This window comes from Winogradskyella sp. A3E31 (assembly GCF_046720935.1).
Classification (GTDB): domain Bacteria; phylum Bacteroidota; class Bacteroidia; order Flavobacteriales; family Flavobacteriaceae; genus Winogradskyella.
In genome coordinates, this window is the sequence record NZ_JBHNWH010000002.1 from 1 (window position 1) to 18,240 (window position 18,240).

Annotated in this window: 20 protein-coding genes; 14 read left to right on the plus strand and 6 right to left on the minus strand. The window is 32.9% G+C overall.

Annotated elements, in window-relative coordinates; translation table 11 throughout:
• Positions 1 to 18: 18 nt before the first annotated feature.
• The 14 genes from ACFEMA_RS02580 to ACFEMA_RS02645 are packed head-to-tail and all read left to right on the plus strand — an operon-like array spanning position 19 to position 11,843.
• Positions 19 to 696 (plus strand): DUF6090 family protein, encoded by a 678-nt coding sequence (locus ACFEMA_RS02580; protein WP_411766806.1) that lies wholly within the window; start codon positions 19 to 21, stop codon positions 694 to 696.
• Positions 697 to 738: 42 nt separating this feature from the next.
• Positions 739 to 1,446: a DUF6090 family protein gene (locus tag ACFEMA_RS02585; RefSeq protein WP_411766422.1), complete on the plus strand. Its 708-nt coding sequence runs from the start codon at positions 739 to 741 to the stop codon at positions 1,444 to 1,446.
• On the plus strand, positions 1,443 to 2,216 hold the full coding sequence (locus ACFEMA_RS02590; RefSeq protein ID WP_411766423.1) for a DUF6090 family protein: 774 nt from the start codon (positions 1,443 to 1,445) through the stop codon (positions 2,214 to 2,216). The genes ACFEMA_RS02585 and ACFEMA_RS02590 overlap by 4 nt, the downstream gene beginning before the upstream one ends.
• Positions 2,209 to 2,973 (plus strand): DUF6090 family protein, encoded by a 765-nt coding sequence (locus ACFEMA_RS02595; RefSeq protein WP_411766424.1) that lies wholly within the window; start codon positions 2,209 to 2,211, stop codon positions 2,971 to 2,973. The genes ACFEMA_RS02590 and ACFEMA_RS02595 overlap by 8 nt, the downstream gene beginning before the upstream one ends.
• Before the next feature lie 42 nt (positions 2,974 to 3,015).
• Positions 3,016 to 3,699, plus strand: coding sequence for a DUF6090 family protein (locus ACFEMA_RS02600; RefSeq protein ID WP_411766425.1), 684 nt, complete (start codon positions 3,016 to 3,018; stop codon positions 3,697 to 3,699).
• Between the two features lie 32 nt (positions 3,700 to 3,731).
• The gene (locus ACFEMA_RS02605; protein WP_411766426.1) at positions 3,732 to 4,436 is read left to right on the plus strand and encodes a DUF6090 family protein; all 705 of its coding nucleotides are present in this window, start codon (positions 3,732 to 3,734) and stop codon (positions 4,434 to 4,436) included.
• Positions 4,429 to 5,199 (plus strand): DUF6090 family protein, encoded by a 771-nt coding sequence (locus ACFEMA_RS02610; RefSeq protein WP_411766427.1) that lies wholly within the window; start codon positions 4,429 to 4,431, stop codon positions 5,197 to 5,199. Before ACFEMA_RS02605 ends, ACFEMA_RS02610 begins: the two co-directional genes overlap by 8 nt.
• Positions 5,192 to 5,977, plus strand: coding sequence for a DUF6090 family protein (locus ACFEMA_RS02615; protein WP_411766428.1), 786 nt, complete (start codon positions 5,192 to 5,194; stop codon positions 5,975 to 5,977). The genes ACFEMA_RS02610 and ACFEMA_RS02615 overlap by 8 nt, the downstream gene beginning before the upstream one ends.
• Positions 5,978 to 6,009: 32 nt before the next feature.
• Positions 6,010 to 6,774: a DUF6090 family protein gene (locus ACFEMA_RS02620; protein ID WP_411766429.1), complete on the plus strand. Its 765-nt coding sequence runs from the start codon at positions 6,010 to 6,012 to the stop codon at positions 6,772 to 6,774.
• Entirely contained in the window at positions 6,767 to 7,531 is a 765-nt protein-coding gene (locus tag ACFEMA_RS02625; RefSeq protein WP_411766430.1) for a DUF6090 family protein, read from the plus strand. The genes ACFEMA_RS02620 and ACFEMA_RS02625 overlap by 8 nt, the downstream gene beginning before the upstream one ends.
• Positions 7,524 to 8,309, plus strand: a complete 786-nt coding sequence (locus ACFEMA_RS02630; protein WP_411766431.1) for a DUF6090 family protein — start codon at positions 7,524 to 7,526, stop codon at positions 8,307 to 8,309. The genes ACFEMA_RS02625 and ACFEMA_RS02630 overlap by 8 nt, the downstream gene beginning before the upstream one ends.
• Positions 8,310 to 8,340: 31 nt before the next feature.
• Positions 8,341 to 8,733, plus strand: coding sequence for a cupin domain-containing protein (locus ACFEMA_RS02635; RefSeq protein WP_411766432.1), 393 nt, complete (start codon positions 8,341 to 8,343; stop codon positions 8,731 to 8,733).
• 34 nt (positions 8,734 to 8,767) lie between these two features.
• Positions 8,768 to 9,217, plus strand: a complete 450-nt coding sequence (locus ACFEMA_RS02640; RefSeq protein ID WP_411766433.1) for a Na(+)-translocating NADH-quinone reductase subunit F — start codon at positions 8,768 to 8,770, stop codon at positions 9,215 to 9,217.
• Between the two features lie 28 nt (positions 9,218 to 9,245).
• Positions 9,246 to 11,843: an NACHT domain-containing protein gene (locus ACFEMA_RS02645; RefSeq protein WP_411766434.1), complete on the plus strand. Its 2,598-nt coding sequence runs from the start codon at positions 9,246 to 9,248 to the stop codon at positions 11,841 to 11,843.
• A 77-nt stretch (positions 11,844 to 11,920) separates the two neighbouring features.
• On the opposite strand, the gene nqrF is transcribed toward ACFEMA_RS02645, so the two are convergent.
• The 6 genes from nqrF to ACFEMA_RS02675 all read right to left on the minus strand — a co-directional run bounded on the left by nqrF (position 11,921) and on the right by ACFEMA_RS02675 (position 18,155).
• Positions 11,921 to 13,231: an NADH:ubiquinone reductase (Na(+)-transporting) subunit F gene (gene nqrF / locus ACFEMA_RS02650; protein ID WP_411766807.1), complete on the minus strand. Its 1,311-nt coding sequence runs from the start codon at positions 13,229 to 13,231 to the stop codon at positions 11,921 to 11,923.
• A 4-nt stretch (positions 13,232 to 13,235) separates the two neighbouring features.
• Positions 13,236 to 13,982: an NADH:ubiquinone reductase (Na(+)-transporting) subunit E gene (gene nqrE, locus ACFEMA_RS02655; RefSeq protein ID WP_411766435.1), complete on the minus strand. Its 747-nt coding sequence runs from the start codon at positions 13,980 to 13,982 to the stop codon at positions 13,236 to 13,238.
• Positions 13,983 to 14,066: 84 nt separating this feature from the next.
• Complete coding sequence (locus ACFEMA_RS02660; protein WP_411766436.1) at positions 14,067 to 14,711, minus strand: NADH:ubiquinone reductase (Na(+)-transporting) subunit D; 645 nt, start codon at positions 14,709 to 14,711, stop codon at positions 14,067 to 14,069.
• Between the two features lie 7 nt (positions 14,712 to 14,718).
• Entirely contained in the window at positions 14,719 to 15,507 is a 789-nt protein-coding gene (locus ACFEMA_RS02665; protein ID WP_411766437.1) for a Na(+)-translocating NADH-quinone reductase subunit C, read from the minus strand.
• A 2-nt stretch (positions 15,508 to 15,509) separates the two neighbouring features.
• The gene (locus ACFEMA_RS02670) at positions 15,510 to 16,736 is read right to left on the minus strand and encodes an NADH:ubiquinone reductase (Na(+)-transporting) subunit B (protein WP_411766438.1); all 1,227 of its coding nucleotides are present in this window, start codon (positions 16,734 to 16,736) and stop codon (positions 15,510 to 15,512) included.
• 66 nt (positions 16,737 to 16,802) lie between these two features.
• Positions 16,803 to 18,155: a Na(+)-translocating NADH-quinone reductase subunit A gene (locus tag ACFEMA_RS02675; protein ID WP_411766439.1), complete on the minus strand. Its 1,353-nt coding sequence runs from the start codon at positions 18,153 to 18,155 to the stop codon at positions 16,803 to 16,805.
• Positions 18,156 to 18,240: the final 85 nt, after the last annotated feature.

An 18,240-nucleotide genomic window follows, 5' to 3' on the forward strand; every position in this document is an offset into this window, starting at 1 on the left:
ATCCGTCAATCTTTAATTATGGAAAACAAAACTTCTAAATACTTTAAATACGCCATTGGCGAAATCATACTCGTAGTCATTGGGATTCTTATTGCATTGAGCATAAACAACTGGAATGAAAACCGAAAATTAAAAAACAAAACCCAAGGCTATATAGAAAGTCTTCGGTCTGATTTAATTAGAGATACAACAAATATCAATAACCATATAGGAGTAGGTAAATCTCAATTACTGGAAATCGGGAAATTCAAATCTTTTTCAGCTCAAAGCACTATTTCTATTGAACAAAAGCTTGACAGTTCGCTTAATCTCAACACACTTTTTTATCGTTATTTCCCTATCAATCAAACATTTTTGGACATGCAATCTTCTGGCAATTCTGCTTTGTTGACGGAAGATCAGCGACGCGCTTTAATTGAATTAGGGTATTTGCAGAATCGATTGGTTATAGCCAATGATAAAATCATAGATATCGCCATTGGCGAAATTAGTGAACGAAATAAATATATTACAGAAGGTTATGATTTTTATAAATCCCAGGGCATAGAACCAGATAAAAACACCCTCATTAAAGCACTGCTACATCAGCACAACCGTCTTGAAGAAATGGAAGATCTTGCCAATGTCATGGAGCGTTTTGGGACAATGATAAAAGACAAATCAAAAGAAGCCCTGTTATTATTAGAACAATTATAATTGAGAATGAAAAGCCTTTTACGAAAAATAAGATATGACCTTATGAGTCAAAACAAAACTGGTAAACCTGCCTTACCGGCAGGCAGGTACCTCAAATACGCCATAGGAGAAATTATTCTCGTGGTTATAGGCATTCTAATTGCATTACAAATAAATAATTGGAATGAGAATAGAATCAGTCGTAAAAAAGAAAGGTCTATTATATCAGAAATCCATCAAGAATTTCTAAAGAATAAAGACCAGTTGGCCTTTATAAAAACCAAGCACCAAGGTCATTTATATTATATAAATAAAGTTGTAGCGCAGTTTCCTATTGATTCTAAAACAGTAAATTTAGACTCAGTGTCCCATTTTATGCGAATGTCTTTTGCAGATTGGACGTTTGAACCTGTCCAAGGTAGAATTGAATGGCTGATAAACAGCTCTAACTTTGACCTTGTACAAAATGACGAACTTAAGGACGCCCTGCTTTTATGGCAGCCAACATTTGAAGATTATCACGAGGACGAACAATCGGCGTTGAACTTTAATGAACAAAGCCTATATCCTTATTTGAGAAAAAACTTTAGCCAAACAATAAATTTAAAAGACGAACGGATGAAACTTCAAGTTTTGGAATCCATGGAGTATGAACATATGATGCTCAGTCGTAAAAACAGATTAAGAGCTATTCTAGAAAATGACACTAATGAACTTCAGCGGCTCGAAGAACTAATTGATAAAATCATCTTATTGACATATCAAAAATGATTAAATTCTTTAGACATATTAGATACAATCTCATGGAAACAGGAAAAACTTCTCGGTATCTCAAATACGCCATAGGCGAAATTATTCTCGTGGTTATAGGCATTCTAATTGCATTACAGATTAATAACTGGAATGAAAATCGGAAAACTGAAGTTACTTCACAAAAACTATTTAATGAACTTTATAATGAATACATAGTAGCAGGCAAACATTTTAAAAATTCCTTCGAGGCAAATAGTCTTTACATTTCCTTTTTAGAGGATATACTAATGAATTGGTCCCAATTGAATATTGAAACAGTTAATGAGTTTCAGCAGAAATATTTTAAAGTGAACTTATCCACCACATTCTATCTATCCTCTTACTCACAGTTTAACGATCCTGAGATTGTTATATTTCAGAAAGCGGTAAATGATGGCACGATTAATTTGGTAAATAACGAATTTGCAAAATCAATTTCCAGAAGATATAACGGAATCAATAGATTAAACGAAATGATTACGCAAGAGTACCAGATTGGGCAAGAAATCAACCTCCATATAGCCAAGTCTTATAGTAAGATATTGGTTGGATTTAAAGAAAATAGAACGGTAAATATAGACGCTAAAACCTTGGACACGCTTTTTAAAGCATTCAGGTCTGATGGTACACTTAAATTTTTAATACGTTCGCGCTTGGATTTAGCAAAAATAAGAGGTTTTATATTAAAAGGTGATTATGAGGAGATAGAAAACGATCTCACAAAATTTAAAAGTTTATTGGATGATTAAATTCTTTAGACATATTAGAAGAAATCTCATGGAGCAGAACAAAACTTCCAAATATCTAAAATACGCTATAGGCGAAATCATCCTAGTAGTTATAGGTATTCTCATCGCTTTACAAATTAACAACTGGAATGAAGAAAGAAAGGCCAATAGCGAGGAACAAAATTTATTTAAAAATCTAAAGATTGATTTTGAGTCACGTTTATTGGAGTTTAAGGAAATGAATTCGGCAAGAGAAGTTGCAACAAATAGTTTATTAAGATTAAATAAGATCATTGCTCAAAAAGACAGTCTTTTTATTGAGGCAGAAATTGATAGCCTACTTTCAACTTTAATTAACGGATTTAAATTTAATGAAGAGTTTAAAATGCTCGATGTTGTTTTCAATACAGGCTTAATAAATGACATAAAAAATGAAAACCTAAAACGCCAGCTCATTGATTGGCCTCAAAAGGTTGAGGAAATGTTAGAAGAACAACGCATGCATAATCACTTAATTGATGACCAATGGATCTACCATTTATCTAAATATCTATCTATTAGAGACATCTATGAAAAATTTAATTTTAGAGAATACAAAATACCTACAGGTGAACCCGTGACACTCAAAAAAGACTATACCGGTTTTTTAACTGATATACGAACAGAGAACTATTTAGCCCAATTTCAACTATTAATGAGAGTAAATCATATTGACACCCAGACATTAATTGCTTCGGCAGAAGATATTATACGATTGTTAGATCAAGAAATACTATAATTTATCGTGATTAAATTCTTTCGCAAAATACGCTACAACCTTATGGAAACAGGAAAAACTTCTCGGTATCTCAAATACGCAATAGGCGAAATCATCCTTGTGGTTATTGGGATTCTCATTGCTCTTCAGATTAATAATTGGAATGAAAACAGAAAGTTACATTTAGAAGTAACTAAAAGCCTCAAAGAAATAAGACACAATCTTGTGGGGGATAGCATCCCTATTTTTTATGTGTTAAAAACTCAGCGAAAAGACGTAAAAATGCAAAGAGAGCTTGTAGCAAAGTTAGAGTCCAAGGAACTTTTAGACAGCAGTTTTAATGAACATTTTGGTAGAGTTTTGATTATGCGCCGAATCCTACTGGTTGATAATGGCTATAATACCCTTAAAAAATTAGGAATGGAACAGCTCAAAAATGATGCTTTTGAGAAACAAATCATTAGATACTATAATATTTTGTTGAGCAATCTCAATTCAGCTACCCTTGATGATGAAACAGAATTTTTAACTGACTGGCGACCTTATTTAATAAATAATTTCAAGGACTGGAAGTTTGGTGAGTATGGCATACCTAGTGATTACCAAAACCTCAGTAATGATTCACGACTTTTAATGATGCTGAAAATGAACCTTGGCAATAGGGAATCTACGCTACAAAGCTTGGAAATTACTCAAAAAGAAAACAGAGAACTTATAAAGGCAATTGATAAATATTTAAAGAAATGATAAAGTTCTTTAGACAAATAAGATATAACCTAATGAATCAGAACAAGACCTCTCGTTATTTCAAATACGCCATTGGCGAAATCATCCTCGTGGTAATAGGTATTCTCATTGCGCTACAGATTAACAATTGGAATGAAGGTAAAAAAGCAAAAGAAAAAGAATGTCAAGTACTAACTGAGATTATTTCTGACTTAGAGTATACACTTGCAGATATAGATAGAGTTCTTAATACAAGAACAAATAATCTAAAAAGAACTATTAACTCTATGAAAACGATAATAACAGTTCTAAAAACAAATCAACCCTATTATGATTCCTTAGCCTATAATTTTAGAGCCATAAATGCTTACGATGAAATTAATTTTAAAACAAGTGGGTATCAATCCTTAGTATCCATAGGAACTGATCTTGTTGAAAATCCAGAGCTTCGTTCTTCGATAGGACAATTTCATACCTCATCAATAAATTCAATCAAAGGAGGTTTTCAAGAAATACATTTAGATTTTTATAGCTATATGATAGATTTTTATAGAAAAAAGTTTACCACAAGTTTTAATCAGGAAGGCCTTGATAAATTGGTCCCCAATGATTTTGAAGCCTTAAAAAAAGACAAAGAATACCTACAATCACTACACGCTTTTTTGGGTGTTAATATTGCTTATTTAGACATATTAAATGAAGCCTATGCAGAAGCTGAACAGCTAAAAAAAGATATTGAAACTTACATAAATGATTAAATTCTTTCGCCAAATACGCTATAATCTTATGGAAACAGGAAAAACAGGCAAATACTTTAAATACGCTATTGGCGAGATTATCCTAGTGGTTATCGGTATTCTCTTTGCACTACAGATTAATAACTGGAATGAAAAGCGAAAAGACAGAACAAAAGAACAGACCGTTTTAATAAGCCTACAAGCAGACTTTAAAACCAATATTGCTAATGTAGACTTTGCATACAATAGCTTTTTAGAAGCTTATGAGGCATCAGTAGATTTGCTCGAGATTATTGGCGATACTGATGATATTAATGGCTCAGAAATTGAAAAATTAATAGACGAAATTACTAATAAAACGATGTCACTAGATATCATTACTGGGTCATTAGACGAAATGCTTAACACAGGTTCCATTAACTTAATAAGAGACACTAACTTAAAGAGTCAGCTATCTAATTGGTCTTATTTTAAAACCGATACAGAAGATGATATTGTTATATACAGAAACTACTTATTTGATTTCTTTATTCCTTCATTGACCAATAAAGCGCTTTTAAGAAACATGGAAAACCCTAGTTTTTTTGAAGACGATCTTAACCTAAGAAAAATCACGAAATCTAAATTCAAAATTAATTACAACACTACAATTAGAACTGTTGAATTTGAAAATGAACTTTATAATAACACCTTAAACTATATGTACACCATTAATTCTTATAAGGTGTTTAAAGGGTATTTAATGGATACTTTAAAACTCATAGAATCAAATATCAATGATTAAATTCTTTCGTCAAATACGATACAATCTTATGGAGCAAAACAAAACTGGGCGTTACCTTAAATACGCCATTGGTGAAATCATCCTCGTGGTTATAGGAATCTTAATTGCGTTACAAATCAATAATTGGAATGAGCAGCGCAAGGAAAACATACAAGAACAAGCTATCCTCAAAAGATTACAAAAAGAATTTAATTCTAACAAAGAGCAACTTCAACAAAAAGTTACGATACGAGATAGAATTATTAGAAATTGCACCGAATTATTAGAGTATTTTAATGACCCAAATGAAGCAACACTAGATAGTATTATTGTTAAACATTCGAGATTAATGACACCAACAAGTTTTGATCCTATCCAGAACGATTTAGTAAGCTCAGGAAATATTGAGATTTTAAAGAGTGAAGAACTAAAGCAATTACTCATTAATTGGAGCACTGATGTCATTCAGTTACAAGAAGTAGAACAAATGTTTTATAGGTATCACGAAAATAATGTAGTGCCATATCTCGATGAAATAGGCTTACAAAGAAATATTATGTATGCCTTTTGGGAAGACAATCCTATAAACCTATTAGAATCTAAATCTTATAAAAACCCCATATCGGGTAAGTCTAAACTCTTTAATACAACTAAAGATGACTTATTAAATAATACTAAGTTAGAGAGTCAAATTGTCTATACATTGACCTTAAATGAGTTTAACAATCAGGAGTCCATAACACTTATGAAACGCATTGAGGAAATATTAGAAACGATTAAATCTGAAATTAAGAAATGATGAAATTCTTCCGAAAAATACGCTATAAACTTATGAGTAAAAACAAATCTGGACGTTACTTCAAATACGCCATAGGCGAAATTATCCTTGTAGTCATTGGTATTCTCATTGCTTTGCAGATTAACAATTGGAATGAAAATAGAAAAACCAAAAAGGAAGAGTTAATTGTGCTTAAACAAATGCAATTAGGCTTTAAAAGTAATTTAAAACAGCTTCGACAAAAAATAGACATACGTAATCAACAATTTGCGGCTATCGATTCACTTTTTATGATGATAGACAATAATGAATTAAGATCGGTGAAGAAATTTAATCGATTACTTACAACAACAATGACCTACACTACTTTTGATCCATATAATAACGATTTCTCTAACTCAACTAACCTGAAAATTATTCAAAACGATTCTTTAAAAACCTACCTCTCTTCATGGACTAGCGATTTGGTTCAGGTCACCGAAGAAGAGCAAAACTGGAAATCTCATAGAGAGCAATTTTACATCCCATTTATTTTTGAGCATTACCAATTAAGAACCGCCAGAAACGAATCTTACGAAAGAAGGTTTTCGCAAAGCTTTTTAATTGACAACAGAGCTAATGAAATATCGAATATCGGCGAATCTAAACACCCAATTGATATAGAAAATATATTGGATCATCCAGAATTTGAAGACCATTTATCTAGAGCGCATTTTGTATTAAGGATAACAAACTTACAATCAAAAATTTTAGAAGAACGTATTGAAAAAATATTAGAACTTCTACAGAGTGAAATTAAACTGAATGAGAATGATTAAATTTTTCCGTCAAATACGATACAACCTCATGGCACAAAACAAAACGGGTAAATATTTTAAATACGCTATAGGTGAAATTGTCCTCGTCGTGATAGGAATTCTTATTGCACTGCAGATTAATAACTGGAATGAAACTAAAAAGGAGCAAGCTGAGTTGAATGGTTATCTCAATAATATTTCAAAAAATATAATGTCCGATATAACTGAACTTTCTAATATTAAAGCATTTAGGGACAGTGCTAAATTGGGGGCTCAGCAATTTGTTAAGCTCAGTAACCAAGAGAACATAACACCCAATGAGTTTAGCAGTTATACTTCTACGTATTTACAAAAGTATTTACCGTTTTTTGACATCTATTTTAAAGCTGATAAAAGTGGCTTTGAAGCCTTAAAAAATTCTGGATATCTCAACAAAATTCATGGCACAGACCTAGAAACGAAACTTTACGACTACTACAAGGCAATTGCCTCTCTAGAGGAAGAAGAGAAAAGCCTTAATAACTTTATCGAGGAAATGGAATACGACATGTTTAAATCTAATGTGGTTTTAGACTTTATAGATGTGACAAGAGATATAAATCAACAACCGACTCATGATAACCTAAAAAAAGTACACCAACTTATGAATTTCCCTTCTTTTAAAGGGGTTAACTATAGAGTTTCTAGGTTAAACACTATTCTTAAACGCTATGAGATTACCAGTGATTTAGGTCAAGATGTTATATTATTAATAGATAAAGAAGACAAAAGTGATTAAATTCTTCAGACAAATAAGACACAACCTCATGGAAACCCCGCCCGAACGTACCGATTCGGTACGGGCAAGAGGAAAAACAAGTCGCTATTTTAAATACGCTATAGGTGAAATCGTCCTCGTCGTGATAGGAATTCTTATTGCGCTACAGATTAATAACTGGAATCAAGATAGACTAAACCAAATTGAAAAAAAGGAACTACTTTCAAAATTACATATAGAATTTAAAGCTAATAAGAAGACGCTGTCTAAAAATAGAGAAGCAGAAAATAGAGCTATGAGTGCAGGTATAGCACTAATGGAGTTAATTGGTGCCTCCGAAGAGGAACTATCAAAACATAATTTAGACAGTTTGCTTTTTGAATCTTTCCCTTCTAATGAATTGGCATTTGCCAATAATGCTGTAAATAATATTGTACAAAATGGGCGTCTTAACCTATTTCAGGACGAATTAATTGATGAGTTGCTTAATCAATGGAATTCTATAAGTGCAATTCGTAAAGCTCGTATTGAAAAACTCGACTCTTGGAATAATGTTCAATTTTTGCCTTTTTTATTACCTTACATTTCATTAAAAGAAATGGACAGCAATGCCAACTATAGATGGACTGGAACATCTAAAGTAAAACCTAATTATTATCCATTATTTCAAAGAATTGAATTCGAAAATTTATTAGATAATTCTCTATGGCTACATCAAAATATTATTGAACGACTAGATGAAACTGAAGCTCTTATCGATAACATTATTCAGACTACTAATCCAAAAAACTACGATTAAATTCCTCAGTCAAATATCCCAACCTTTAATTATGCAAAAAAAGTCCCTTAAACATTCCTCAGGTGAAATACTTCTTTTTCTTATAATCATTTTATTTTCTAGTTGTAAAAACAAACAAGAACTGCCAGATCCATTAGAAGCAGGATGGCAAGGACAATCTGTCTGTGAGGTATTAGAAGATAATAAAGAACTGCGCTTATTAAAATGTACCTTTCCACCAAATGTTGGGCATGAGAAACATTACCATAATCCCCATACTGGTTATACCATAGCCGGGAGTACGTTTAGAATAACGGATAGTGAAGGCACAAGAGAAGTCGATGTGCCAGCAGGCTACACCTTTAGTAATGATAGCATAACAGAGCACGAAGTATTAAACATCGGTGATTCTACTGCTGTATTCCTAATTATGGAATACAAATAGATTTTGTATCTTTTTAGAAAGAAATCTATTTGCTATGGAAACTTCTAAACGATTTGGTGACGCCATTAAAAAACTATACACTGCTTTTTATAACAAAACGCTGAACCCAGAATGCTGTAAACAGTGTGCTGTTGGTAACATCTTAGACCAAAATGATAGTTGGAAACATTTATCTGATCATCATGGCACTACTGAATTAAATTATGTCGGCAGAGTCCACCAGTTAATGGGAAGACGTTTTAATGGGTACACACCGTTAGAGTTATTAAAAATTGAATCCGTTTTTCTTAAAGCTTGTGGTTTTCAGATTCCGATTCACTACAAAAATCAAAAGCCAAAAAATCCAACAAACCCAGACATTTTATTTAAAGGTCTTTCGGAAGTGGTGAGATATCTATGCCGACTAGATAGAATTGAAAATGTTATGGATTACACCTCTATTTTTAAGCAGCAATCAACGGCCAAAAAAACATTAAAACTGTAAATAAGATAGATATCTAAAACTTATTTAAATGAAAATAAAACTTAATAGCTCTAAGCTAGATTATAAAATAGAAAAGAAGAAAATTTTTCAAAATTTATTTGATTTTAATTTAGGTTCTACTGTTTCTGAGATTCTGGATGTAAACAAATCTAAGGAAAGTAAAGCTTTTGAACTTCTTTATAACACAACTCAAAAAACAAATATTGAGCTTTCTAAGGAATTAGATCAAAAAATTATAGATAATACAAAAAACTTAGTTGTAAAATACGAAAGCATTATAGGTGAATGGAAAGAATTTTTTGAACAAGAAATAACTATTAGTGCTGAATTTTTTCATGATGTATTGCAGCACGACCCTGAATATCTTAAAAAATCCTTTATATTATTTTCTAAGTATTTATCCTTATTAAAAATAAATATTCCGAATGGCTATTATTACAAATATTATGTACGTTACAGAAATAATTTATCACAAGAATTTGAGACAAACCCTTCTAAATATCAAGTGTTAATTGATGCTTTTAGTAATCCAATTGAGTTAGGAAATCCATCCTTTACAAATTTAATGAACCATTATATTTCTATAAATAAGCACTACATATCCTATCTTCAACCTGATGTACCAGATTCTAATGAAACCTTAGCTGATTTATATACTGAACCTTATTTCAAGGTATATAAAAACAACTTATCAAAGAAAAGTAGTGAAAATACTGACTTCTTAAATCCATCAAAAAAATTAACTATCCACGACTATTTAAATAATTACTATTTAATTGATAAGCCACTACCTGGGTCTAGGAAAAATTATAATATGATTTTTATTTTAGGTCAACCTGGGCAAGGAAAAACTTCATTTTGTTACAAATTAGTATATGACATATTAAAAAAATCAAATGGTTTACCAAATACCCCACTGCTTTTTATTAAAATACGTGATTTAGTTGCAAAAGATTTTATTAATGACACATTTAACACGATAAACAATCATTTATCTCAAAACATAAATTTTACCAAAGATGGTTGTTTATTGGTACTTGATGGGTTAGATGAAGCTTATATGAGTGGTGGACTTACTGATGAAGATTTGAAGAATCTTTACGAAAGGCTCAACAAAACATCTCAACAAAATAATAATTTAAAGATAGTCCTTACTTCAAGGCTTAATTACCTTAAATATAATGATCCAAGTGTTGAAGGATCAATGGTTTTATACTTGAGCGTACTTGATGATAAGCAATTAAAATCTTATGTTGATAAATTCACTGGCTTCTATCCTGAAAATCATCTAACAAAAAAAATTGATGACATAATTCAAAAGAAAAATTATGCCCATATAAAGGAATTGTTACAGCAACCAGTTATAATGTATTTTATAGCACTAGCTGACATAATCATAGATCGATCTGATTCTAAGGCTATTATTTATGACAAAATCTTTGATTCACTGGCAAAAAGGAGCTGGGATAAAAATGGTCAATTAAATTATATTAAACCTTCATTGAAGGAAGATTATGGAAAATACAGTAAGTATTTAAGACAGTTTATCAGAAATATTGCTTTTGAAATTTACCAATCACCTAATCTTCATATATCAGTGAAAAAACTGAATTCATTAGATTCAACTGCCAATTTTATTAAGAAATGTTTTCATAATGACCTAAGTAAAGATTCGGAAAGGATTAAAGAAGTAAGCAAGTATCTTTTAATCAGTTTTTATTTTCAACAGTCAAATAAGGATCAAGAAGAAGATACGGCCATTGAATTTTTCCATAATTCATTATGGGAATTTTTAACTGCCGAGTATATGTGGGAAGAAAATAAGAGATTGGTTCTGAATAAAGATGAGGACAATGATTTAATTCCATTAGGAATGGAAAATTATTTTGCCTTATTACAAGGGTTAATAGGTAATAAAGAATTAAAGGCAGAAATAAGAGAAAACATAAAAAACATTATCCGAATTGAAAAAAGCGATTTAAAAAAGCAGATAACAAAGCAAACAAAAAGTGTATTCTATAAACTTATAAAGCAAGAAATAGTTCTCGACTATAATTACAAAGTTGAAAATTTAAACGTAGTTGAGAAATCACAGAGTATATTTGAGTTATTATGGACATTTTATTATGAATCTGGTATTGATTTTAATAACAAAATAGCTACTAATACCTCATTAAATAATTATTTATTGTTTAAATCCCCTTTTTCACACAGGTATTATCTTAAAAATATTGAGTTTAATGACGACATGAACGATTCTTATATTACTCAATGTGAAATTGTTAATGTTGATTTCAACCTACACATTGTTACCATTTACCTTGACTCAAACCGTATTTTAGATTCAAAATTTACTGGAATTTTTTATGACTTAAAAATGCATCATTCTAATTTGGTAAATGTTAGTTTTATTAATTCATATATATCAGATAATTCAATATTAAAAGAGAATTCTTTTAAAAATTGTAAGTTTGAAAATGTCCAAGTTAAAAATAGGAAGTGGTTTAACCAATTCAAAAAAGACAATAGTTTTGATGAAGCTACTATAAAAAATTTAAAACTTACTTTAAAAAATAATGATGTCAATTCAGACAAACAAACTAAAACTTATCATATGAATAACTAGCAACTAGCCAACATATAAAATAAAGCTAAATTCAGATATTATTTTTAAAGTGTATAATATTTAATTTTGGAAGTGACCTATCCCCCAAAGTCATCAAATCTAATATGCTCATCTGGGATTCCAAAATCTTCACCCATTTTCTGTACCGCTTGGTTCATTAATGGAGGCCCACAGAAGTACAATTCAATATCTTCTGGTGCATCGTGATCATTGAGATAGTTATCAATCACACAATTGTGAATAAAGCCTACAAAACCATCTCCTTCTTCATCATCAATATTTTCCTTCACTTTCCAGTTATCCTCTTCTAAAGGCTCTGACAATGCCATGTAGAATTTAAAATTAGGGAAGTCTTTTTCGAGTTCTCTAAAGTGATCGATGTAGAATAACTCTCGCTTAGAACGTCCACCATACCAATAGGTGACTTTACGACCTGTCTTAATCGTTTTGAACAAGTGATATAAATGAGAACGCATCGGTGCCATACCAGCTCCACCACCTACATATAACATTTCACTTTCGGACTCATTGATGAAGAATTCACCATAAGGTCCTGATATCGTTACTTTATCACCTTGTTTCTGCGCAAATATATAAGACGACGCAATACCTGGATTAACATCCATCCATCCATTTTTTGCTCTGTCCCATGGTGGAGTTGCAATACGTACATTCAACATAATTTCACGTCCTTCAGCTGGGTAAGACGCCATAGAATAAGCTCGTTCCACAGTCTCATCATTCTTCATTACTAAGGGCCACAAGTTGAACTTATCCCACTCTTCTTGAAACTTATCTGGTTTGTCGTGCTCTTCTGGGTGTGCCGTAATATCAATATCTTCATATTTAATGGTACATGGAGGAATTTCAATCTGAATATATCCACCTGCCTTATACCCCATATCTTCAGGAATCTCAACGACGAATTCCTTAATAAAGGATGCTACGTTATAGTTACGTACAACAGTGGCTTCCCATTTTTTAATACCAAAAACTTCTTCAGGAATGGTGATTTCCATATCCTGCTTCACTTTTACTTGGCAAGCTAGACGGGCACCATCTTTCAATTCTTTTCTTGAAAAGTGAGGAGTCTCTGTTGGTAGTGCTTCACCTCCACCTTCTAAAACATGGCACTCACACTGAATACAAGTTCCACCACCACCACATGCAGATGGTAAAAACACTTTATTACTACCTAATGTAGATAATAAGGTTCCGCCAGAAGATACTTCAATCTCTCGTTCTCCGTTAATCATAATCTTAACAGGCCCCGAAGGCGATAACTTTTGTTTTACAAATAATAAAAGTGAAACTAAAACGAGTGTCACCAACAAGAAAGCAGCTACTGTAGCTATTACTGTTCCGACTGTATTTGCGGCTAATAAAATCATATTAATTTAGTTCTTTATTAGTGTTTTCGGCTACTTCTAATTTATCCTCTTTAGCAACCTTTGTATCAACGTCTTCTTCTATTTTTTCTTCAATGGAAACTGTTTCTTCCTTTGGCGCTTCACCTTCATCTCCTCCTGTTAACATACCACCAAAACTCATAAAACCGATAGCCATAAGCCCAGTAATGATAAATGTAATTCCTAGTCCTCTCAACGGAGCAGGAACCGCACTATATCTAATTTTTTCACGAATGGCAGCAATGGCCAAAATAGCTAAAAACCAACCAATTCCCGATGCTACTCCATAATTTAATGCCAATCCTAAAGTGGCAATTTCTCTAGACTGCATAAATAATGATCCCCCTAAAATAGCACAGTTTACTGCAATTAATGGTAAAAATATCCCCAATGAATTATATAAAGATGGTGAAAACTTCTCCACCACAATCTCAACCAATTGCACCATAGTTGCTATAGTAGCAATAAACATAATAAAGGATAAGAAACTTAAATCATAATCAGCATACTCAGGGCCTAACCACGTTAACGCTCCAGGCTGTAAAATATATTGATCTAACAACCAGTTTAGCGGCACCGTAATGGCCAATACAAAGATTACCGCTGCTCCTAACCCTACTGCTGTTGACACCTTTTTAGATACTGCTAGGTAAGAACACATTCCTAAGAACGTGGCAAATACCATGTTATCTATAAAAATCGATTTGAAAAATAATTCTATATGTTCCATTTTTTTTAAGTCTTCAGTTTGCAGTTTGCAGGTCTTCAGTTTCAGCATTGACTGCTAACTGAATACTGTTTTACTGCTAACTAATTAATCTTCTATTAATGCTTTATTTCTACTACGTTGTACCCAAATAATAATACCTACAACAATTAATGCCATTGGTGATAACAGCATAAAGCCATTATTCTCATAACCTATTGAATATAATCCTGTTTTCTCTATCGGATCTCCCAATACAGGAATACCTAATAAAGTACCAGAACCTAATAACTCTCTAAAGAAACCAACAATGATTAATATAACACCATATCCTAGAGCGTTTCCGATACCATCCAAAAAAGATTTCCATGGCCCATTACCAAGGGCAAAGGCTTCAAAACGTCCCATAATAATACAGTTGGTAATTATAAGTCCAACAAATACAGATAAGGTTTTACTCAATTGGTAGGCAAATGCCTTCAACACCAAGTCCACAATAATAACAAGCGTTGCAACAACGATAAGTTGCACTATAATTCTAATTTTTGAAGGAATGATATTTCGCATCAACGAGATAACAACGTTACCAACACCCAATACAAATAGTACTGAAATTGACATTACAATAGAAGCTTCGAGCTCTGCTGTAATTGCCAATGCCGAACAAATCCCCAATACTTGTATGGTAATAGGGTTATTATCCGCTAGTGGATCTGTTATTAATTTGCCGTCTTTTTTTGATAAAAGTCCCATAAATTAATTAAGGTTTTAAAGTTTTAAAATAAGGCACATAAAGCTTAAGATCGTTTTTAATCATCGCTGTAACCCCATCTCCAGTAATTGTTGCACCTGCCAAGGCATCAACCTCATTATCTGTTTTATTTTCGTTTTTAGGATCTGCATTACCCTTTGCAACAGTTATGCCTTTAAATGCACCACTTTTTGATAATAAATGCTCACCTTGAAAATCGTCCATAAAGTAACGTTGCTTAATATTGGCTCCAAGACCCGGTGTTTCTCCCTTATGGTCAAAATATGCTCCCCTAACAATCATTTCTTCATCCATAGACACATACCCCCAAATGGCATCCCAAAGTCCTTTACCGTATATCGGTGCTATATAAAATGTCTTTCCGTCCTTTTCACCTACAAATAATGGCAACTGACGAGGTTCGCCCTTTTTGGCCATTGTTTTTTGTTTCTTAATGTCAATAAGATACGGCTCTTTATTATACTCAGCGACATACTCATCCCGCGTCTGTTTCTTTATGTTATTACCTGAAGCATCAACTGTCAGTACCAACTGTTCCTTTATATATTTACTAAAGGCTTCTGGTGCTTCTTCTGTAGAAATAAATACGGCGCTTCCCTCCTCATTATCATTTACACCCATGGCATAAAGGATGTTTTGTTGTTTTTCTAAACGTTCGTTTTCAGAAATAGTCGGTTTTAAAGATGAAGCCAAATACGCTAATAATGAACCAACAACTAACACCATGCCTATGGCGAATATAACTGTATATGAATTTTTTTCTGTTTTTTGTCCCATGATTACGCTGCTTTAACTTTAACACGTTTTAATCTTCGCTTTACATTGCCTTGCACTACATAGTGGTCAATGGTTGGAGCAAATACATTCATCAATAAAATAGCTAAAAATACTCCTTCTGGATAGGCTGGATTGAACACTCGAATCATAATGGAGATAAACCCTATTAAAAATCCATAAATCCATTTTCCTTTATTGGTTTGAGAGGCTGTTACAGGGTCTGTGGCCATATAAACGGCTCCAAACAAAATACTTCCAATAATGAGATGTTGCCAGAATGGAACACTCATTAATCCGTAGAATTTACTGGTATCACTTATCCATCCTGCATCTACAACTCCATTAAAAATAAGTCCCATCACTAAAGCTCCGATTATAGTACTAAGCATAATCCTCCAACTTCCAATCTTGGTAAAGATTAAGAATAACGCCCCTATAATAATCAAGAATTTTGAGGTCTCTCCTACTGAACCAGGAATTAATCCCCAGAACATATCCCAATAGTCAATACCAGCGAGAGAACTATTTTGAGCATACGCTCCTAATATGGTTTCACCAGAAATAGCATCTACATTTTGACCAGCAGCAATCATCTGATCGCGTTCAACTGCTCCGTGAACCCATACTTTATCTCCAGACATCCATGTTGGATAGGCGAAAAACAAAAACGCTCTAATGGTTAGTGCAGGGTTTAGAATATTCATACCTGTACCACCAAAAATCTCTTTTCCGATAACAACACCAAATACCACTGCTACAGCTAACATCCATAACGGAATATCAACCGGCACAATCAATGGCACTAACATCCCCGTTACCAAATAGCCTTCCTCTACTTCGTGACCTTTTATCACTGCAAATAGAAACTCTACTGCAAGACCAACACCATAAGACACGACGACAAGCGGTAACACTTGCCAAAGACCGACAATGAAATTATCCATTGTCCAAAATGAAGCTCCTAAAAATCCATTGGCTGCCTCTATTTCACCAAGCGCTAAATAATGTTGATACCCTGCATTGAACATACCGAAAATTAAACATGGCACTAAAGCCATGATTACGGTATTCATCGTACGCTTTAAATCATCAACTGCTTTTATATGTGTACCGCCATGTGTAGTTTCGTTTGGCGTATACAAAAACGTAAAAAGTGCATTAAAGCCAGGAAGCCATTTCTTGTCTTTATTTTTTACTTTAAAATTGTGTAAACTTTGTTTTAAACCCATTTTAAAAATGTTTAGCATTTAGATGCTTCGACTGCGCTCAGCGTGACACCTAAATTCCTATAATTACTAGCCTATTTCTTTAAGCATTAAGTCTAAGCCTTCTCTTATTATTTTTTGATGTGGTTGTTTAGACACACAAATAAACTCTGTAAGTGCAAAATCTTCTGGTGCGACCTCGTACATTCCCAAACCTTCCATTTCATCCAAATCTTGGTACATACAAGCCTTTAAAATTTGAAGCGGATAGATATCTAATGGAAAAACCTGTTCGTAGTTACCTGTAACTACAAAAGCACGGTGCTCGCCATTGGTATTGGTATCTAAATCGTATTTTTTGTTTGGAGTCAACCATGAAAATGTCAAAGCTCGTGATGGTGATATTTTATCAAATACCGGCTTGTTCCATCCAAAAAACTCGTAATCATCTCCTTCTGGTATAACAGTAATCACATTGCTGTAATAATCTAAATTACCATCTGGCTTCACCTCTTTTCCTGTTAATACATTACCCGAAATGATTCGGTCATTACCATCTTGCTCAACGCCATTATCATAAACCATTGTAGAAACTTCAGAACCTATTTTAGTTCTAAAATATCTGGGCTTTTTAACTGAAGAACCAGCCAGAGCGATAACACGTTCTGCGTTGAATTTTCCAGTCAATAACAGTTCGCCAATAATGACTAAATCTTGTGCACTAACCGTCCAAACCGTTTCTCCTTTATTGATGGGATCCACTTTATTAATCAATGTACCTACGTTACCCGATGGATGTGGACCAGACACTTTATGAATAGTGACATCATTTAAACCAGCTAATGGAGAATCAGAATTTTTCCCTACAGAAATATGTACAGCTCCTTCTGTTAATTTAGACAATGCTGTTACAGCAGCTTGTAACTCTGCCTCTTTACCTTGTAATGTAAAATCTAAATCTGCTGCTAAAGGCGCACTGGCATAACCCGAAATAAAAATAGCTTTAGGAGCCACATCTGGTTTTGCAACAACATCATAAGGTCTTTGCTTAATAAATGCCCAACAACCAGAAGCTAATAAATGTGCTTTTATTTTTTCAGCGTCCAATGACATATCAAACTTGCCATGATCTACATAGCTCTGCTCTTTGTCTGCCGTAATCTTAATGGCCTCGATGCGTCTTCTTGCTCCACGTTTTACTTCTACAACCTCACCAGAAACTGGTGATACAAATTTCATAGCTTCAATATCCTTATTGTAAAATAAGGTCTCCCCAGCTTTTACTCTCGCACCCTCTTTAGCTATTAATTTTGGCTTAATACTATGGAAATCTTCGGGCCTTACTGTATAAGAATTGCTAATGATAGCACTTTCTATGTTCTTGTCTGCTTCACCAACAAGTTTTATATCTAAACCCTTTTTAATTCTAATGTCCTTTGACATATTTCTTAAAGATTAGTTATCTAAAAATCGCTGCAAATTTACGAATTAACTGTGAAAAAGTTTTTATAAATACGCATCTTTTTTA